The organism is Vibrio sp. OPT20 (assembly GCF_963889365.1).
GTDB lineage: Bacteria > Pseudomonadota > Gammaproteobacteria > Enterobacterales > Vibrionaceae > Vibrio > Vibrio splendidus.
The window spans coordinates 1-19,032 of the sequence record NZ_CAWPOA010000084.1 but is presented as its reverse complement, the minus strand read 5'-3'; the positions used below and the strand labels follow the sequence as shown (position 1 = coordinate 19,032).

The 19,032-nt window shown below is 45.0% G+C and carries 15 protein-coding genes; 6 read left to right on the top strand and 9 right to left on the bottom strand.

Annotation, left to right across the window (positions count from 1 at the left end; genetic code table 11):
• Position 1 precedes the first annotated feature (1 nt).
• A complete protein-coding gene (locus AACR09_RS18790; RefSeq protein ID WP_193834461.1) occupies positions 2-598 on the top strand; it encodes a tRNA-uridine aminocarboxypropyltransferase in 597 nt (198 codons plus the stop codon).
• A 146-nt stretch (positions 599-744) separates the two neighbouring features.
• Here AACR09_RS18790 and AACR09_RS18785 read toward each other — a convergent pair whose 3' ends face one another.
• The 8 genes from AACR09_RS18785 to lptM form a co-directional block, all read right to left on the bottom strand.
• On the bottom strand, positions 745-3,225 hold the full coding sequence (locus AACR09_RS18785) for a bifunctional diguanylate cyclase/phosphodiesterase (protein WP_193834481.1): 2,481 nt from the start codon (positions 3,223-3,225) through the stop codon (positions 745-747).
• 192 nt (positions 3,226-3,417) lie between these two features.
• Complete coding sequence (locus AACR09_RS18780; protein WP_193834459.1) at positions 3,418-5,916, bottom strand: bifunctional diguanylate cyclase/phosphodiesterase; 2,499 nt, start codon at positions 5,914-5,916, stop codon at positions 3,418-3,420.
• A gap of 170 nt (positions 5,917-6,086) precedes the next feature.
• On the bottom strand, positions 6,087-6,803 hold the full coding sequence (gene yigB, locus AACR09_RS18775; RefSeq protein WP_017090345.1) for a 5-amino-6-(5-phospho-D-ribitylamino)uracil phosphatase YigB: 717 nt from the start codon (positions 6,801-6,803) through the stop codon (positions 6,087-6,089).
• Positions 6,804-6,818: 15 nt separating this feature from the next.
• Entirely contained in the window at positions 6,819-7,751 is a 933-nt protein-coding gene (gene xerC / locus AACR09_RS18770; RefSeq protein WP_193834458.1) for a tyrosine recombinase XerC, read from the bottom strand.
• Positions 7,720-8,418, bottom strand: coding sequence for a DUF484 family protein (locus tag AACR09_RS18765; protein WP_193834457.1), 699 nt, complete (start codon positions 8,416-8,418; stop codon positions 7,720-7,722). Before AACR09_RS18765 ends, xerC begins: the two co-directional genes overlap by 32 nt.
• Before the next feature lie 44 nt (positions 8,419-8,462).
• Complete coding sequence (gene dapF / locus AACR09_RS18760; RefSeq protein WP_004736615.1) at positions 8,463-9,293, bottom strand: diaminopimelate epimerase; 831 nt, start codon at positions 9,291-9,293, stop codon at positions 8,463-8,465.
• 11 nt (positions 9,294-9,304) lie between these two features.
• Entirely contained in the window at positions 9,305-10,558 is a 1,254-nt protein-coding gene (gene lysA, locus AACR09_RS18755; RefSeq protein ID WP_004736616.1) for a diaminopimelate decarboxylase, read from the bottom strand.
• A gap of 42 nt (positions 10,559-10,600) precedes the next feature.
• Positions 10,601-10,717 carry an LPS translocon maturation chaperone LptM gene (gene lptM, locus AACR09_RS24645; RefSeq protein ID WP_407830041.1) on the bottom strand — a complete coding sequence of 39 codons (117 nt, stop codon included), beginning with the start codon at positions 10,715-10,717 and terminating at the stop codon, positions 10,601-10,603.
• A gap of 75 nt (positions 10,718-10,792) precedes the next feature.
• Between lptM and cyaY the strand changes: the two genes are divergently transcribed.
• The gene (gene cyaY, locus AACR09_RS18745) at positions 10,793-11,107 is read left to right on the top strand and encodes an iron donor protein CyaY (protein ID WP_108118477.1); all 315 of its coding nucleotides are present in this window, start codon (positions 10,793-10,795) and stop codon (positions 11,105-11,107) included.
• 69 nt (positions 11,108-11,176) lie between these two features.
• On the opposite strand, the gene AACR09_RS18740 is transcribed toward cyaY, so the two are convergent.
• Positions 11,177-13,705 (bottom strand): class I adenylate cyclase, encoded by a 2,529-nt coding sequence (locus AACR09_RS18740; RefSeq protein ID WP_017084846.1) that lies wholly within the window; start codon positions 13,703-13,705, stop codon positions 11,177-11,179.
• A 344-nt stretch (positions 13,706-14,049) separates the two neighbouring features.
• Here AACR09_RS18740 and hemC point away from each other — a divergent pair, with 344 nt between their 5' ends.
• Genes hemC through AACR09_RS18720 form a run of 4 tightly spaced genes read left to right on the top strand, consistent with a single transcriptional unit; the run spans position 14,050 to position 18,146 of the window.
• The gene (gene hemC, locus AACR09_RS18735) at positions 14,050-14,988 is read left to right on the top strand and encodes a hydroxymethylbilane synthase (RefSeq protein WP_017084845.1); all 939 of its coding nucleotides are present in this window, start codon (positions 14,050-14,052) and stop codon (positions 14,986-14,988) included.
• A gap of 2 nt (positions 14,989-14,990) precedes the next feature.
• Positions 14,991-15,719, top strand: coding sequence for a uroporphyrinogen-III synthase (locus tag AACR09_RS18730; RefSeq protein ID WP_102500440.1), 729 nt, complete (start codon positions 14,991-14,993; stop codon positions 15,717-15,719).
• Between the two features lie 19 nt (positions 15,720-15,738).
• The gene (locus AACR09_RS18725; protein ID WP_193834456.1) at positions 15,739-16,965 is read left to right on the top strand and encodes a uroporphyrinogen-III C-methyltransferase; all 1,227 of its coding nucleotides are present in this window, start codon (positions 15,739-15,741) and stop codon (positions 16,963-16,965) included.
• Complete coding sequence (locus AACR09_RS18720; RefSeq protein ID WP_004736627.1) at positions 16,965-18,146, top strand: heme biosynthesis protein HemY; 1,182 nt, start codon at positions 16,965-16,967, stop codon at positions 18,144-18,146. The genes AACR09_RS18725 and AACR09_RS18720 overlap by 1 nt, the downstream gene beginning before the upstream one ends.
• The last annotated feature ends 886 nt before the right edge of the window (positions 18,147-19,032 follow it).

Below are 19,032 nucleotides of genomic sequence, written 5' to 3'. Positions count from 1 at the left end.
GATGAGTAATCAACAAGCTTGCCATGGTTGTGGCTTCACTCACCAGTGCGTTTGTCATCTTATACCGACGGTTGAAAGCCAAACCGAACTTGTACTACTGACTCATGAGAATGAACTGTCGCGAGACACCAACACCGGAAAGTTGCTTGAGCAATCCCTTGAGCAGTGTCAGTCCTTGATATGGCAAAGGAAAACACCACCAGCTGAGCTAGTGGCGCTGCTTGAAGATGAAACACGACAACCGTTTCTTTTGTTCCCGAGTGATAAAAGCATCGAGTGTCAGCAAGCAGTAATGACCCAAGCCATGAGTCGAAAACCGCTATTCGTCATCTTGGATGGCACATGGCAAGAAGCGAAGAAGATGCTTAACAAGAGCTCGTGGTTACAAGCTGTCCCACAAGTTCACCTCGACATCACCAGCGAATCCTCTTACACCTTGCGCCGCAATCAAGACAGTGGTCATCTGTGTACTTGCGAAGTGGGTATTGAGTTACTCAAATCTTTAGGTGAAAGCGAACCTGCCAAGCTCATTGATGACTACTACCAACAGTATCTAAAAGTATTCCACGCCGACAAATGTGGCCACGCTCTCAAATAGATCAAGCAGGAGCGCGAGAAGGCAATAAGCACATTTCAGGACGGGACAGATACTAAAAACAAAAAGGGTGAGCCATAAGCTCACCCTTTTTACATTGTACTTTCGTTATTGAACCAACCAGTGTTTCACGTGAAACTCTCGCTCCATCAAAACAAACGCTGAGGTTGACCAAAGTAATACCCTTGCAGGTAATCGACGCCCATGTCTTCTGCGATACGACACACCTGTTCATTATGTACGAACTCCGCCACCGTCTTAGCATTCAGAATCTGACATAAGCTCACCAGCTGTTGGGCTATTTTGCGTTGCTTTTTATCCTTATCGATATTGCGAATTAAACTGCCATCAAGCTTTATCACTTGTGGTTCCAGTTTCAAGATCTCATCAATGTTCGAATAGCCTGAACCAAAGTCATCGACAATAATATTCACACCAAGATCTCGGAAGTGATTACACACCTCGATCAAGCGACCGTAATCCTGAATTTGCTCGGTTTCCAACACTTCTAAACCAATACGCTGTGGGTGACTGATTTTTTTGATGGCTTGTTCAAGGTGAAGAATGGTTTTCTCATTGCTGAAATCTTGTGGCGCCAAGTTAATTGAGAACGAATCGGTTCTCTGACTCATAAAATCAAAGGTGCGCGTTATCATCTGGCGACTTAAACGCGTATAGAGATGAGTTCCTTCAATGATTGGCAAGAACTTACCCGGCGCAATCAACTGACCATCCTCTTCAATTCGAACTAAGCACTCATAGCTTTCTACCTGATGGCTATGCGCCGATACAATAGGTTGAGAGCACGCAACAATATTTTGATTGAGCACTGCGCGGCTCACACACGATAGCCAGCCGAGTTGCTCTTGGCGATGCTTCTCCAGTTGAATTAACGTCTTGGCACTCACCAGATGTTTATTCTGGCTCACCGCACTGCGTCGAGCTTCAATCGCTTTCAGTAACAAGTCATCAATCGAGGTCGCAGGAAAATCTCGACGACTCGCAACACCCGCACAAATTGAAACCGAAAGATAATCGATATCGGGTAGCCCCATCGGCTCAAAATTGACATGCTCGGTTTGGTCTGAAAATTCAGAGAAACGCTGATGAATGTGTTCTTGGCTGGCCCAACTATTAAACACCACCGCCCACTCACCAATACCAATACTGTAGAGCTGGCAACCCTCATCAAAAAACTGCCACAGCGCTTTCTGAAAGTAATCACTCAGATCATGCAGAAGTTTGTCACCGACTCGATAACCATACTTCTCATTGATTTGACCAAATGTGGTGACCTTCAAAGCCAACAAATGACTGTCAGAGCTCATTTGTGACAGCTTCTCACGCAGTACACTTCTATTGGGTAGCCCAGTGCGACGATCAATTCGGTAGCTCGCCGTCAATGCGGTCGCTTGTTGCTGAATCTTACTCGCCATGCTGTTGTTCATGTCATCAACATCAAGCAGTGCATTTCGAATCAATGAAAACAGAGGTGATATATTGGTCGCGGGTTGTGTCTCTAATGGCTGTACAGCCTTGCCTTCACCTTCTCTAAGCGCGAGATACGTGAGGCTATGATGCAGGATTCGTTGTTGGCCACGCTCTTGATAGAGTTCTCCCATGCAGTACACACCATAGGTGTCTGCGAGCTTCTGGAAGACTTCTACTTCTTGGTTACCATCAATAAAATCGATACGAGAGGTGCAGTTGTAGATAAAAAACTGCTCCGGTTTATGAGAGGCAATCTGTTGAACACCGAGTCGGATCTGCTCCAAGGTCAGTGAAGGATGGTCGTAACAAAACCTGACCTCATCACCAATCTGAAAATGACCACTAAATTCTATCTCTCCACATTCTCTCACCTTGAGTGGCAAGTGAATGTTTTGCTCTTTCGGGTCACCGACCATCAAGGGGAAATTATGCAGTTGCTCGAAAGGTACTTCGAGGCCATCAGCAAGGTAGCGATTATAAAGATCGCGAACAGGCATACCATCCAATTCAGCTAACCGGTTATCTTGAGCACCAGTGACACGGAAGGTGCGGCCAATAGGATTCCACTCGGTGTAATAACCCTTGGTGGTTGCGAGCTCAACGCTGTGCAGCGCCAACATCACATAGGCATTCTCATAGCAAATGCCATCTAGCATTACCCATCGCCCATTATCTGTGATGGTCGATGCACCTCCGCAGATCGGTAATGAATATCTCGATTGTTCAAACGCTGAAAATAAATCTCGGTTGTTTATCTGCAAACGATCGGCGAAACAGATGATACTTTGAGTATTGGTATTGCACTCAAGCTGCTGCCACATCGATTGACTATCTAATAGTGGTTGCTTGCTGTATTCGACAACGCCACAAGTATAAGAGGTCGCATCGAAGCGGGTAACAATAAGATAGAGACCTTGATGCAGGATGACGCCTTGGCTGATGTAGTGGTTTGCACTACAGCCAATCAGCATAGCATTAGGAAAAGTCGCTTGAATCACTTGGCAGGCAGCCAAAACCGAACCTTTCTCGAAAGAAGAAAACACCTGAATCAGTAGGTCTTCATGTTGATGAAAATCTATCTTTTGCAATTCACGCTGGGTTTGCTCTATATCTTGTATCAGGAGAGAGGTCGATTGCATATTCACATTAATCGTTACGTTAATGATTGGTTATTGTGCTTATTATAGATAAGGCTTGCACGGAATACTTACGATCGTCTTATAAATATTGTGACGTTAGTTAGACATCATTGATTCCACTTAAAACAGTCACCAATAGCGGCAGAACACTTTTTAAAGCAAGTCACAATAGGATACGGAAAGCTTTAACAACTAAAACAGTCGCTTAGGCTCACCAAAGTAATAACCTTGCAGATAATCGACACCCATTTGCTCTGCTATCTCACAAACCTGTTGGTTATGGACAAATTCAGCGACGGTTTGCGCATTAAACACCTGACATAAGCGAACCAACTGAGAGGCAATATTTCTTTGCTTTTGGTCTTTGTCGATGTTGCGAATCAGACTACCGTCGAGTTTGATAATCTGCGGCTCAAGCTTAATGATCTCATCAATATTGGAATAGCCAGACCCAAAGTCATCAACAATGATTCTCGCCCCGAGAGCACGGAAGTGATCACACACCTCAATCATGCGACCATAATCTTTAATCTGCTCAGACTCGAGAACCTCTAGGCCAAGTCGAGTGGGATCGTTCATAGCACTGATGGCGGTCTCGAGCACCTCAAGCGTCTTGTCGCTCAACAAATCTTGCGGGGATAGGTTGATAGAAAATGGGCTTTGCTTATCCGCCATATAACCTATGGTGTTCTTAATCATGTGTCGGCTGAGGCGAGTGTAAAGGTGCGTGTCGGCAATGATAGGTAAGAACTTACCTGGTGGCACAATGGTACCGTCTGACTCCATGATTCTGACCAAGCACTCTTGGCCAATCATTTCGTGAGTACCGGATGCCACAATTGGCTGGGAATAAGTGATGATGTTCTGATCTAAAATCGTACGACTTACACAGCTCAGCCAACCTAGTTGCTCTTTACGATCTTCTTCACTCACCTGAATGTCTTTAGCATTGGTGATGTGAGTGTTATTCCTGACCCCATAACGTCGAGCTTCGATCGCTTTCAATAAGATCTCATCACCGCTATCAGTTAGGAAATCGCAACGACTAGCGAAGCCGCCACACAGAGAAACTGACAGATAATCAATATCAGCCAAGCCATACGGCTCAAAATTGATGTGCTCAATATCGTCAGCAAACTCAACGAAACGTTGTTCTATCTTATCGCTGCCAACATTGGCGTTAAAAATGATCGCCCATTCGCCGACACCAATGCTGAACAGCTCTACTTTCACCTGAGATTCCTTAGCCACACTAAGGTGTAATCGCTCGACAAAATGATTAGATAAATCAAGTAACAACTGGTCACCCACTTGGTAACCATACTTCTCGTTAACTTGATGGAAATTAGTCAGCTTTAACGTCAGTAAGTGCTCACTGAAGAGAATCGTATTGAGGCGCTCTTTTAAGACGATACGGTTGGGTAGCCCGGTGCGAGAATCAATACGGTAGCTTTCGGTTAAACGACGCGCCTGTTGATGAAGTTTTTTCTCCATCTGCGTGTTCATACTGTCGAGATCAGCCACCGCATTTCTGACGAGATTAAGCAGTGGCGATACCGTTGAGTCACGCTGGAAATATTCACAACGAAACTCATTAATCTCGTCCGACTCTCTCATCGCAATATAGGTGAGGCTGTGATGCAGTATTTCTTGGCGATCGTCGTTGCGGTATAGCTCGCCCATGCAGTATGCGCCGCACGCGTTTACTATCCCCTCGAATGGCTTGAGCTCAAGTTTACTGTCGATGAATTCAAGTCGAGAGACGCAGTTATAGATGATCACCGATTCCGGCTGATGCATGGCAAGCATCTCAGCGCCGTGACGCACTTTTTCTGCGGTCAAAGAAGGATGGTTATAACAAAACTGTGCCTCTTCGCCGACATGCCAAGGACTATCAAACTCGATACTGCCATCATCATTAATGCGCAGCGGTGTCGATATGCCCTTCTTTCTGCCAAGCTCTCGATAAAGCGGAAAGCTCATCAACTGACTGAAAGGGAGATCTTTACCATCAGCAAGATAATGTTTGAATACGTCAATAGCCGGCTTGTCGTTCAACGCGTATAAGCGATTTCCGACTGCATGTGTGACTCGTAGCTTCATCCCAATCGGGTTCCACTCAGAGTACGCGTCCGACCAAACCTTCAATCTTGGGTTAGTCAGAGCCACCGCCACGCAAGCGTGTTGGTAGGTCTGTTCGTTATGCATAACCCAACGCCCGTATTCATTATCATGACACAAGCCACCAGCAACAGGCAATGTATAGGGTAGGTTTTCAAAGGCGCTATAGATAGGGTAATCACGACCTTCAACCTGATCACATAGGCTGATGACCGTTTTGGCATCTTTCGAGAGGTCGAGTTGAGAAGCGAGCTCTTGGCTGTCTTGGTTTGGGTTGCCAGTAAAAGGCTGAACCGCGGAGGTTAAACGGGTTTCATTAAACTCACTAATAATGATTAAGGTACAACTACTCTCAAGACAATTGTCACAGATAACATGACGAGCACTCTGGCCAATTAAGGTGGCATTGCTTAGGCGATTGAGAGCAACGCTCGCGATTCGACGAGCCACATCAGAAGATTGGGCAGAGAAAAGTTGAATAAGATATTGTTTGCTGTCACACCACTCTCGCTGATCAAATTGAGATTTAAATAGCTCCTCAGTATTTGCGAGAAATGTAAATGTTTGCATGCCAACCCTTGATCGAAATAGAGTGAAGTGAAGAACCCGCAACCACTGCTATGACTGAAATGAATCGATAAAAAGTAGTCGCCAATTATCCTAGCCTAAACAGGCATTTAATTGCGACTAATGTAACAATTCAATATCATAAATGCGACACAATAAGCTTACAGAGGTCTTTAAATTAGTCGCATAAGATCGCTAAGTTGCTCTATTTCAACATCAGGCAGCACACTCGCCTTCGAAGAGAGGTATAAATTGGAACCAATGTCATTAAACCAGCATGCTTGGAAGCCATTTTGCTTAGCTCCGTAAACATCCGTTCTAAGATGATCGCCGACATGAAGAATGTTGATGGCATCAACATCTAAGTATTGCTGCGCTTTATCAAACATATCTGGGTAGGGTTTTGCTCTACCGTTTGGGCCAGCTTTAAGAATTCGTTGAAAATACTGCCCTAAACCAATTTTATGTGGATCGACATTGCCATTGGTAATCGCAACCAAAGGAATGCGTTGGCTAAGTTCTGCCATCACTCGATGCGTTTCTTGAGGAACATCGACTTGATTGCGCAACCACAAAGCATGTTCTATCCCCTCACGAGCCGCCTGTTCAGCTTGCTGCTGAGAGTAGCCCAACTGCAGTAAGCCACTCTTAATCTGTGTTTCACGCCAAACGGTAACATCATGCTTTAAAGCTGGGTTTTCAGAGGCGACTTGCTGCTTAATGCCCTGCCACTCTTCAAGCGATAAAGAAGCCGACACTGGGTGCTTTTGGTAAAGCCACTGCGCCATCTCTTTTTCTACCTTCATGATTACAGGCCAGTTGTCATACAGGGTGTCATCCAAGTCAAAGGTCATGGCTTTGATGGGCTTTAACCCTCGATAAATTCGCATAGTAAAACCTTTAATCTAATCTTTATTCTTCTTACGCGCTCGAGGGTGAGCCTCATCGTACGCTTGAGCTAAGTGTTGGAAGTCCAAGTGAGTATAAATTTGGGTTGTCGAGATGTTTTCGTGCCCCAACAACTCTTGGACAGCACGAAGATTCTGGCTCGATTCAAGCACGTGCGTTGCAAAGGAGTGACGCAGTTTATGCGGGCTAATATGACTCGCGACGGATTGCTTCTTACCCCACTCTTCCATGCGCTTTTGCACACTGCGATGAGAGATCCGGGTCCCTAACTTGGACACAAACAGGGCCTTTTCTCCAGGAGAAGCAAGATCACCGCGCACTTTGAGCCATTTATCGACCCACTCTTTAGCCAGTCCTGAAAACGGTGCTTTGCGTTCTTTGTCGCCCTTACCAATCACTCGGATTTCGCCTTGCCGGCCCAGCACATCTTTAAGATTGATGCCAACCAGTTCAGCGAGACGTAAACCTGCACCATACATCACCTCCATCATCGCTCGATCACGAATCGATAATGGATCATCCTCATTCACATCAAGCAGTTGACCCACTTCATCGACATCAAGGTTTTTAGGTAAAGGGCGTTGTTTACGAGGTGCTGAAACACCTTTAGCTGGATTAGCTGACATCTCGCCACGCAATACGAGGAAATCAAAGAAGCTGCGCAATGAAGATAAACGAGTCGCGATGCTGCTCGCTTTCATTCCCTCACGCATACCTTTACTGGCAAGTTGCCTTACCCATGCAGCATCGACTTGAGCCCAGTCTTTCAGTCCTAGAGTGACTAAATGAGCGGCCATGGTTTCAAGCTGTTGTCGGTAATTGCGTTGGGTGTGTAGGCTGAGTCCCTTCTCGCTTCTGAGATATTCATAGAAGCGAGAAAGTGGCTTTTGAAGGCTGTTAGGAAGAGGTATTTTGGGCTCTAGGCTCATTATTTATCTGCCAAGGTAAGGTGTCCGCCAAATGAGCAACAACAAGCGCTAAATGGCGTAAAAAGAGCGTATCCATATGGGGTTGGAAATGGCCGCCATCTTCGCTAGAAAAGGCGAGCAAGCCCAATGGAGACTGCTTAGCAAGCGGAAGCACTACATAAGAGCCTAGCTCTGGAACTGGAAAATCACCAAACAAATCTTGTCTGTCTGCTTTTCTCAAGCGCCCTAAATAAGCATCTTTACCGTTGAAATGGTTCAATGAAAACTTCGAATAACGCTCTCCGTTAAGCTGATAAAAGCCCAACTGAGACAGTACGCGAATATGAGCTTTCAAACCTAATTCAATCGCCTTTTGTTCAACCGCCTTAATGACTTGCATGAAATCACTGCATTTCAATACCTGAGCTTGCAGATCCATAAACTCATAAAAAGTTTTATCGTTATTCGCTGCCAACGACATCAAGCCAGTGATTTCTTCCTCTAGCTCTTCGATTCTGTGGCGTTGGCGTTTAAGCTGGACCTCCACCAGAGAAACAGCGCCCTGCTCAACATTATTGATAGCAAGGCGATCAACCAAACCTTTCCTGTCTTGGAAAAAATCTGGGTTATCACGTAAATATTCCGCGACCACTTCTGCGGTGAGTGCGTCGGCTTGAACGTAAGACAAAACCTATCCTTTATTTTTATGAATCTATTGGTTATGGATGTTTATTAGCAAGAAAGTTGACCATCAAACACATGGGTTGCCGGGCCAGTCATAAACAGAGGTTTACCCGGACCTTGCCAACTAATCTGCAAATCACCACCAGGTAGACGAACTTTCACGTTCTCAGCCAGCAAACCTTGATTGATACCAACCGCAACCGCGCCACATGCACCGCTGCCACACGCCTGAGTTTCACCCGCACCGCGTTCATAAACACGCAAGCGAACCTCTTCACGGTTAATCACTTGCATAAAGCCAGCATTAACACGCTCAGGGAAGCGTTCATGTGATTCAAGAAGCGGACCTAAGGTCTCCACATCTGCAGTATCGACATCATCAACAACGGTAACCACATGCGGGTTACCCATGCTTACGGCACCACAGAACAAGGTATGTACATCCGTTCTTAAGATATACGTCTTCTCAGGCTGCTTTGCCTTGAATGGGATTTTGCCAGGTTCAAACTCAGGAATGCCCATGTTGACAGTGATCTGGTCATTGTCTTCAATCTTGAGAACCATTTTACCTTTCTTGGTGCTCACGTTGATGCTGTACTTATTCGTTAAGCCTTTCATGCGAACGAATCGAGCAAAACAACGCGCACCATTACCACACTGCTCCACCTCACTGCCATCCGCATTGAATATGCGGTAATGGAAGTCGGTTTCTGGATCATATGGAGCCTCGACCACAAGTAGCTGATCAAAGCCCACACCAGTGTGACGATCCGCCAAACGACGGATCAAATCTGGAGAAAAGAAAATATTTTGAGTAATGCAGTCCACGACCATGAAATCATTGCCCAAACCATGCATTTTAGAAAAGTGGAAGTGCATAACGCTTAAAATTACTCCGGAAGAATGTTTTCAAGTTCCCACAGACTCGTAAGCTCTTCACGCTGACGAACCAAATGAGTTTTATCGCCATCAACCATCACTTCAGCCGCACGCGAACGAGTGTTGTAGTTAGATGACATAGCAAAGCCATAAGCACCTGCAGAACGAACGGCCAGTAGGTCGCCTTCTTCAAGAACAAGGTCACGATCCTTACCTAGGAAGTCACCCGTCTCACAGATAGGGCCAACCAAGTCGTAAGTCACCGCTTCACCCTGACGCGGGCTCACTGGCACAATATCCTGCCAAGCTTGGTAAAGTGCCGGGCGCATCAGATCGTTCATTGCCGCATCGATGATGGCAAAGTTTTTATGCTCTGTTGGCTTCAGGAACTCAACTTTAGTTAATAATACACCAGCGTTCGCAGCAATCGCTCTTCCAGGCTCGAAAATCAACTCTAGATCAGAATGATTGTCTAGACGAGCCAACAAAGCCTTCGCGTAATCTGAAGGTTGTGGTGGTAATTCATCTCGGTAAACCACACCCAAACCGCCACCAACATCAAGATGCTTGATGTTGATATCATTGGCACGTAGTTGGTCGATCAGTGCAAGCAGACGATCAGTGGCATCGATAAAAGGTTCGATATCCGTTAATTGGGAACCGATGTGGCAATCAATACCGTGGATAGACAAGTTATCGAGTGTTTTTGCAAACGCATAAACTGCAGGAGCACGGTCGAAGGCAATGCCGAACTTGTTATCACGCAGACCCGTAGAAATGTAAGGGTGAGTGTTCGCATCAACATCTGGGTTGATACGCAGTGAAATCGGCGCTTTAACACCAAGCTCACCAGCCACTTTATTCAGTCGCTCCAGTTCTGGCTCAGACTCTACGTTGAAACATTTTATGTTCAACTCAAGCGCACGCTTCATTTCAGCGGCTGTTTTGCCGACACCAGAAAACACAACTTTAGCCGGATCGCCACCTGCAGCAACCACACGCTCTAGCTCACCGCCAGAAACGATGTCGAAACCTGAGCCCATGCGAGCCAAAGTATTCAACACGCCAAGGTTCGAGTTAGCTTTAACGGCATAACACACCAAGTGTGGATGCTCACCAACCGATGAATCAAACGCATTCCAGTGGCGTTCTAATGTTGCACGAGAATATACGTACAACGGAGTACCATATTGCTCTGCTAGTTGTGAAAGTGCGACGTCCTCAGCCCAAAGCTGGCCATCTTCCTGATAGTTGAAGTAATCCAAAGTTCTTATCCCTTATAAATAACGATTTCTGCGTGTTTTCACTTATTCTGATTGTTCAGTTTGCTGTACTGCATCAGGATCGTACAACGGACCTGTTTGACCACAACCAGAAAGTCCAATAACGGACACTATAAACAGAGCGGTAATTAATTTTTTCATTTTGCATATCGTGATTATTGACTCAATGCCCCCTATAATCGCACCACACTCAAGAAAAGCAATAGGATAGAAAGGATGAACGATACGGAATTTCATCAACTGGTCGATATACAGATGCAAAACATCGAAGAAGCTATCGATGAATCAGAGGCAGATGTTGATTACGAAGTGACTGGCAACGTGATGACGCTGGAGTTTGAAAACCGCAGCCAAATTATCATCAACCGCCAAGAACCAATGCGTGAGATCTGGTTAGCATCTAAATCTGGTGGCTTTCACTTCAAGCTAGTTGATGACAAATGGACATGCTCAAAGACGGGTATGGAATTGTTTGAGATGGTCAAAAAAGAATGCGAAAAACACGCAGATGAAGAGATCAATTGGGTCTAATTATTGGTAAAAAAACAAAAAGGAGTGAATCAATCACTCCTTTCTTAATATCAATGATCGAGAATAAGCCTAGATGTTGACTATCTTTGAGCTCCGAGAAGCTAAAGTCGCATCATTACGGTAAGGCACCACGTAAGAGTTACCTTCTTCAGGATGAACAATTTGGTAGTACTGAGGTAGATTGAAATTAATCAACTTAGATGACACCTTCGACTCATCTTTTACTGAAGTGTAGAAAGAATTCACGCTCGCGATCATCTCATCTTTTTCACCGCTGTATTGGTGATACACCTCAACTTGATTCGACTCGTCCAATACATAAATATTGAAACCTTTGTCGGTATCCTCAAAGAAAAATTGAATTAAACCTTCACTCGCAAAACCATCAACCACTTCTGGTAGCTGATACTCTTGCTCTTTATCGAGCATCAATAAAGGTGAGCCCTTCAGCTTATTCGTCGAGATACTACGATAGAAATCGACCGAGTTTTCCAGCATCTGCACCGAAACGCCACGACGTTCAAAGAACAGGCCAAACATCTTGTTTGCCAGACGAATAGCCTTGAAGCGGCGGCGCTTCTCCGGCTCAATCGGTTTCAATCGTAAGTCGATACACTCAGCAAGCAGTTGATACACCATATTACGCATCACACCACGCAGGTTTTTGCTGTAACAGAACACATCGACCGATTCTGGCGGTAACGCATCTTGGTGCATTTTACCAAGTACCGTCTTCAACGCGTCAAGCATTGCAGTATCACCTTGGAAATGAAGCGTACGTACTTCATGCCAAGAGTTACGATAAACCAGATCAACACTTCCGACTAAACTCTTACCTTCTTCACCAAAACTGAAGATATCGGCGTTCTTAAGATCAACCTTCAACGCACGACCACTTAATTCAGAAGTTGGGTCACTTTCAAAGTTGATGAACATCGCCAGTTGGCTTATTTCACACGGGCTCGCCAGAGCTTGCATACTCGGGCGGCGCTTACGTAAAGAGAAGGTATTACGCAGGTCGCTCACCATTTGGTAGAACTTATCGATATCAATCTGAGCGTCACGTACCACAGAGTGCAAACGCGTCGACTCGGTAATCAAGCCATTAAAAAACGACCAAGCAACCAACTTACTCAAGTACTCATGGTGTTCCAGAGAAGGCTGACCAAGAATACGATGCGCTACCAGTGGCTGCTTATACAAGTACCAACCGGCTTTATTCGACTGACCCTGACGAACTTCGATGAAGCTCAAGTCTGGTTCATGCAGATCAGGAGAGATTTGTGGGTTCAGTAGTGTCACTTTACCCGGCAACACCTCAAACGCAGCGTAAAGCTTACGAGCCAAGATACTGATATCTTGTGGGCTGATTGCCGAAGTGATGTCGTTACGACGCGCAAATTGAATCAGATTGCGGTAGCTCAGCATCAAGGCATCAAGCAGTGCATGGTGTACCACTTTAACTTGCTCTACCTTCCAGTTACGGCGGTTATCGAGCTCAGCAATGGTTTCATGTCCCCAATTCCAAGACTTAGTCATCTCAGTTAAGGCTTCACGACGCCACGCAACAGAACCAATGCCCGCATCTCGTGACAACTTCTCGTGGGTCTTAAGGTAGAAACAGCGTCTCACCAAGTCCAATCGAGTGTGGTCGTTAATGCGTTCTAGATAGCGCGTTACCTTCTCGAGCATCAGATAGTAGCTATCCATGCCATACAGATCCGGCTCATCCGCGAAGAAGCGACGCTTGGTATCAATACTAAGCAGTTGGGTGTTTGGGTATTCCCATGAATAAGCTTCTAACAGGATCGCCTTCAAAACCGATTTATACGGTGAGTCGATACTCTTATAGAGCTGCCATAGGTTTGAACCAAAGTACTCTTCAGCAGGGATGCGGTTCAGCTTGCCGAAATCGATCCACTGCGAGCAATCAAGATAACCATCCTGACACAGGCCTTGGACATACTCGTCGTAACACTCTTCCATTTCTGGCGGAATTATTTGCCACAACAAACGCTGGCCAGCCAAACGAACGGCAGAGCGATAGAACTCATCAAGCAGTAATAAGTGCTGTGAAGAACCACAGTTATCACCGGTCATCTCTTCAGAATGGTTTGAGCGGAAACGCTGTTCATCCATCAAGAAGAAGTTAGCTTCAACCCCTAAGGTTTCAGCCCAGTCGGTAATCAACAAACATTTGTTGGTCAGGCTGTCGCGAGATGCGCCATCCATATCCGGAGAAACACACACCCAGATATCGAGATCACTTGAAGTGCTTTGGCCAATAGAAGAAGTACTGCCCATGGTGTACAAGCCCAGGATTGCCGGTTCAGCAGCCTCGGTGAGTTTTCCACCCAGCGTTAATTCGGTATCAGAGACAAATTGCTTTTGGAATTCATTCGGCGTGAAGCTACGAATTCCAAAAGGAACTTGTTGGTCATAATAACCAGGCATCATGGGATGATTGAAGTGAAGTAGTGCAGGAATAAGGTTGAAAACTCGCTGGCCTTGGACATTCATCAACGCCAACGCACGATCAATGCGCTGCTGATTAAGGTTGTCTAATCGTTGAATCAAAGTCTGAGTGTAAGCCTGCAAGGTAAGTCCTTGGTTTGAGATTAAATGCACTTCTGTTTAGTTACTGAACGAAAGGAGCAACAAAACGTGATCAATTTAACACTTTTACCCTTAATGGTAAAGCAAAGGAACTTGTCATACTGGCCAATGCCTTGATGACAAAAAGTTAAACTCACGGCGCCGTAGTGTCCTCTTTATTACCTATTTCTAATAATAGCCCATGTTTCAAATGAGATACCAATCACACTATTTTGGTGAACTCATGAAAATCCCTCAGCTATCAAAGCATGGAATGATCAAACAGTAAGAATTTTCGCCTCACAATGGTAGGATTAGCCTATTACAGAACCTATATCGGAAACACCATGACAAATTCAGCACCAATCCGTATCGCGACCAGAAAAAGCCCTCTTGCCCTTTGGCAGGCATACTTTGTAAGGGATGCGCTGCAAGCTGCTCACCCTGGTTTAGAGGTTGAGTTGGTAACTATGGTGACCAAAGGTGACATCATCCTAGATACCCCGCTGGCTAAAGTGGGTGGTAAAGGGTTGTTCGTTAAAGAACTCGAAGTCGCCATGCTAGAAGGTCGTGCTGACCTAGCCGTTCACTCAATGAAAGATGTACCGGTCGACTTCCCTGAAGGTCTAGGTCTAGTAACTATCTGTGAACGTGAAGACCCTCGTGATGCTTTCGTTTCAAACACTTACAACAACATCGACGAGCTACCACAAGGTGCTGTCGTGGGTACATGTAGCCTGCGTCGTCAATGTCAGTTGCTAGAATACCGCCCAGATCTCATCATCAAAGAACTGCGCGGCAATGTTGGTACTCGTCTAGGTAAACTCGATGATGGTCAATACGATGCGATCGTACTGGCTGCTGCAGGTCTTAAACGTCTAGAGCTAGAAGAGCGTATTCGTAGCTTCATCGAACCAGAGCAGTCTCTCCCTGCTGTTGGCCAAGGCGCTGTTGGTATTGAGTGTCGCCTTGATGACGAGCGTCTGATTAAACTCCTTAAACCACTGAATCATAAAGACACGGCTGATCGTGTACTGTGCGAACGTGCAATGAACCTTACCCTAGAAGGTGGCTGTCAGGTTCCTATCGGCAGCTACTCATTATTAGATGGCGATAATATCTGGCTACGTGCATTAGTAGGCGAACCAGATGGTTCTAAAATGGTTCGTGGTGAGATCTCTGGCCTTCGCAAAGATGCAGAAGCGCTTGGCGTTACTCTGGCAAATCAATTGCTGGATGATGGCGCGAGAGAAATCTTAACCAAGCTCTACGCTGACCAAGAATAATTATGACAGTGTTGGTGACACGTCCCGGCTCAGAGGGACAATCGCTTTGCCAACAACTAGCGGATGAAGGGATTCAAGCAATCCATCATCCGCTTATTCGTATCGTTGATAATCCACACTCATCGGATTTAAGCACCCAGCTTAATAACAGCGATATCATTATTGCAGTCAGTCACCACGCTGTGACCGCTGCCCAAAACATCCTTTCGAAAACTTCATCTATTTGGCCAACTTCGCCGCTTTATCTTGGCGTTGGTCAAAAAACTGCGCACGTTTTAAGCAAAGTTAGTAAACAAAAAGTAAACTATCCCCAAGTGAGTGATAGTGAACATCTTCTCAAACTTACTGAACTTAATGGCGTAGATAATAAATCCATTTTGATACTGCGTGGAAATGGTGGGCGTGAGCTCATTAGAGATTCTTTACTCAATCGAGGTGCACAAGTCTCCTATTGTGAGACCTACCGTAGAGAATATATTCCCATTAACGATCACAATATCTATCAAACATGGATAAACAAAAAAACGTCCAAAGTTGTCATCACTAGTCAGGAACAATTGGAGTATCTCTGCTCAATTACCCCTGATGAGTATTTGGGTTGGCTTTCAACGAGACAGCTATTTGTCCCAAGCCAGCGCATAGTAGAACGAGCACAACAACTCGGTTTCTCGAACGTGACCAATACTCAAAGTGCTACGAACCAAATATTACTGGCTGCTCTCCGGCCCTAGCTAGAAACAGGAAATAAGCATGACAAGCAAAAAAAATAATGAGCATATTGAACCTGAAAAGAAACAAGACACTCAGCCAGTAGTTGTTGAAAACGAAAAAGCTGAATCTACAGAGACAAAACAGCCTGAAAAAAAACTTGATGCCTCTGCGTCAAATACGGTTCAAAGTGAACAGCCTCAAGCTGAGCATAAAGAGCAAATCGAGAAAGCAGAAAAGCAAGGTAAGCGCGGTGTCAAACTAGGCGCTATTGCGATCGCTATTTCTATTATTTTCAGTGGCGGTATCGCATTTCAAATGCAGCAAAAGAGCGCTGAGTACTCGGCTCAAATCGCTGCTCTTCAAACACAACTGCAAAATACTCAATCTGCAGTAAATAAAGACCTGCAAACCATCAAGCAAGAGACTATCCAAGAAGCTTCTCACGCAGTGGAGAAAACTCAGGTCGTGCAATCCCAGCAACAAAAGAGTATTCAAAGCCTGCAGTTAGCAGTAGCTGACGTTAAAGGCCGTCGACCAAATGACTGGTTGCTTGCTGAGGCCGATTACCTAGTAAAACTAGCAGGTCGTAAATTGTTCCTTGAGCATGATGCCGTTAGCGCAACCAAACTAATGGAAAGCGCCGATCAACGTATCGCCGCACTAAATGACCCAAGCTTAGTATCACTGCGCCAATCAATGACCAATGACATTACTAAGCTTCGCACTATCCCTCTTATCGACCGCGATGGCTTAGTTTTACGCATCACAAGCCTACAACAGCAAGTCGATACGCTACCGCTTGCCAATGCAATTCTTCCAGAAGCTGCAGTTGTTGAGAAAAAAGCGGTATCAAAAGATATTAATGATTGGCAGAACAACCTGATGACGTCGATGAAAGACTTCTCAGAAAACTTCATCACCTTCCGTAGTCGTGATGGTGAAGTCATCCCTCTACTCTCTCCTGAGCAACACTTCTACCTACGTGAGAATATCAAGGGTAAATTAGAGACCGCAATTCGTGCTGTCTACAAAGAGCAAGGTGATGTCTACAATGCAGCACTTAATACCGCTAGCGAGTGGTCGAAAGCGTACCTAAACCAAGATAACAACTCAGTGATTGAATTTGAGAAGGCGATTAAACAGTTAAGTGAACAGAATATCTCTGTGAAATACCCTGTAAAACTTGAGTCTCAAAATGAGTTGTCAGATGTTATACGCGAGCGCCTACGTCGTGAAGTGACCGTTATGACCACGGAGGAGAAATAATGATTCGCTGGATTTTTCTTTTTCTCGTTCTAGGTGCCGGATTAGTTGTCGGTACCCAGTTCTCAGGTCAACAAGGTTATGTCCTGATCTCGATAGCAAATAAGACCATTGAGATGAGTGTGACAACACTGGTTATATTTGTCATTGCTCTTCTAGCTGCTCTATTCGGCTTGGAGTACCTATTCAAAAAGCTTATGTACGCAAGCTCAACTACTTGGAACTGGTTCAGTGTTCGTAAACTAAAACGCTCTCGTCGTTATACCAATGAAGGCATCATCAAGCTTCTTGAAGGTGATTGGAAAGGCGCAGAGAGGAAAGTAACTCGTTGGGCTAATCATCACGACATGCCTCTACTTTGCTATTTAGTCGCTTCTCAAGCTGCTCATGAACAAGGTAATACGAGTGAGCGTGATAAGTACATCGAACTTGCTAGCCAACAAGAGGACTCTCTACTGGCCGTTGAGCTAACTAAAGCAAAACAACAGATCAGTGAGTCGAACTACGAAGCCGCATTCGATACACTTTCGACCTTAAAAGGTACATATCCTAATAACACCGCTGTACTTGGCCTATTAAAAGCCACCTACATGCAGCTTAAACTCTGGCAACCATTACTAGAGTTAACGCCTAAGCTAGCTAAAAACAAGCTTCTTACGGCTGATGAGCAAGTTGAGTTAGAACAAAAAGCACAATGCGGCTTGCTTCACGATGTGGCACAGCAGCAAGGTAGCGAAGGTTTAATCAGCCATTGGAACAAGCTTTCAAGAAAGCAGAAACAAAGCTCTCACCTTGTTTCCTGCTTTGTGAAGCAACTGATCGCTCGTAAAGCTGACTCAGAAGCCTTTACTGTGATCAAAGAGAACATTGCGAAGAGTGGTTCAAATGAGCTCTACATGTTGCTTCCAGAGCTTAACCTTGCCGATCACCACCCAGTCGTTGTGATGCTAGAGCGCGCCATCAGTAAAGATGGTGGCAATGCCGAAGCACACAGCGCATTGGCTCAGTTCTACCTAAGAGAGCAAAAGTGGGCAGAAGCACAAGGCCACTTCGAGAAAGCACTAGCACTTCGCTCAAACGTATCAGATTACGGATATCTATCTGATGCACTAGAAAAGCAAAACTTAACGAAGGCAGCTCACGAAGTTTCTCGTAAGGCACTCGCTCTCGTTCAACCAGCTTAAACTGTTACAACTATCATGAAGCCGATGCCAAGCATCGGCTTTTTTGTATCTACTGTTTACCTTAGATAACTTCCTCAGTACCAATAAGCAAACACTAGAGATGGTAGTAAAAGTCTTCCATCCAAATCCCTTCTCCACACCCAGCTTATTGCTGACCGAAGCACCGTCCATTTTTAATAGGGCCAGCCTAGCTCGGAACAATCCATAAGTCACACATCTTGATCATTGGATTTCAAATGCTATTAATGCTTTATAAGTACTGATTTTAAGTCATGAGGTTAAATCCTCATGAAATCACCCGCAAGGTTTCCTAAAAAACACTGAGGGATACTTTAGAGCTATCCGTATGTAGTTTTAGCCAATTATAAAACAAGCTGTTTAGAATCCATTTGAGCTGACTGACAACCTTTATATAGATTTTTGAAGGAATAACGATCAGATAGCTTAGTTTAAGATTGAAGAAGTGAATGTATAGCAGCGGAGTTTCAGACTCTAGACGAAATCAATGCTGAGACACAACAAAACTCCGAAGTTTAAAGCGCGGCTTAATCACTCAACAGAAGTAATTAAGAAGCCACAGCCACTTAGAGAAATCCTGCTAACTTATTAATTAATATCAATTTGTCATGTTAGATCGCAAAGCCCGGCTATTGCTTAGCATAGCTTTCTAATCAATCGTCGATTCAACGATTACTAGCCAAAACAACCTTTTACGGAAGCCAAAGCCAAGAGTTAAAACACATACCCCAGAAACGACGAAAGCCTAGTCGTCAGACTAGGCTTCCTAATAATACCAGTTCCATTAATTAACTTACCAATCGAGTCCAATCTCTAAAGCAGAGGGATTGGACTCTGCGTTTATCTTCACAAAAACTGTTCCAAGCAT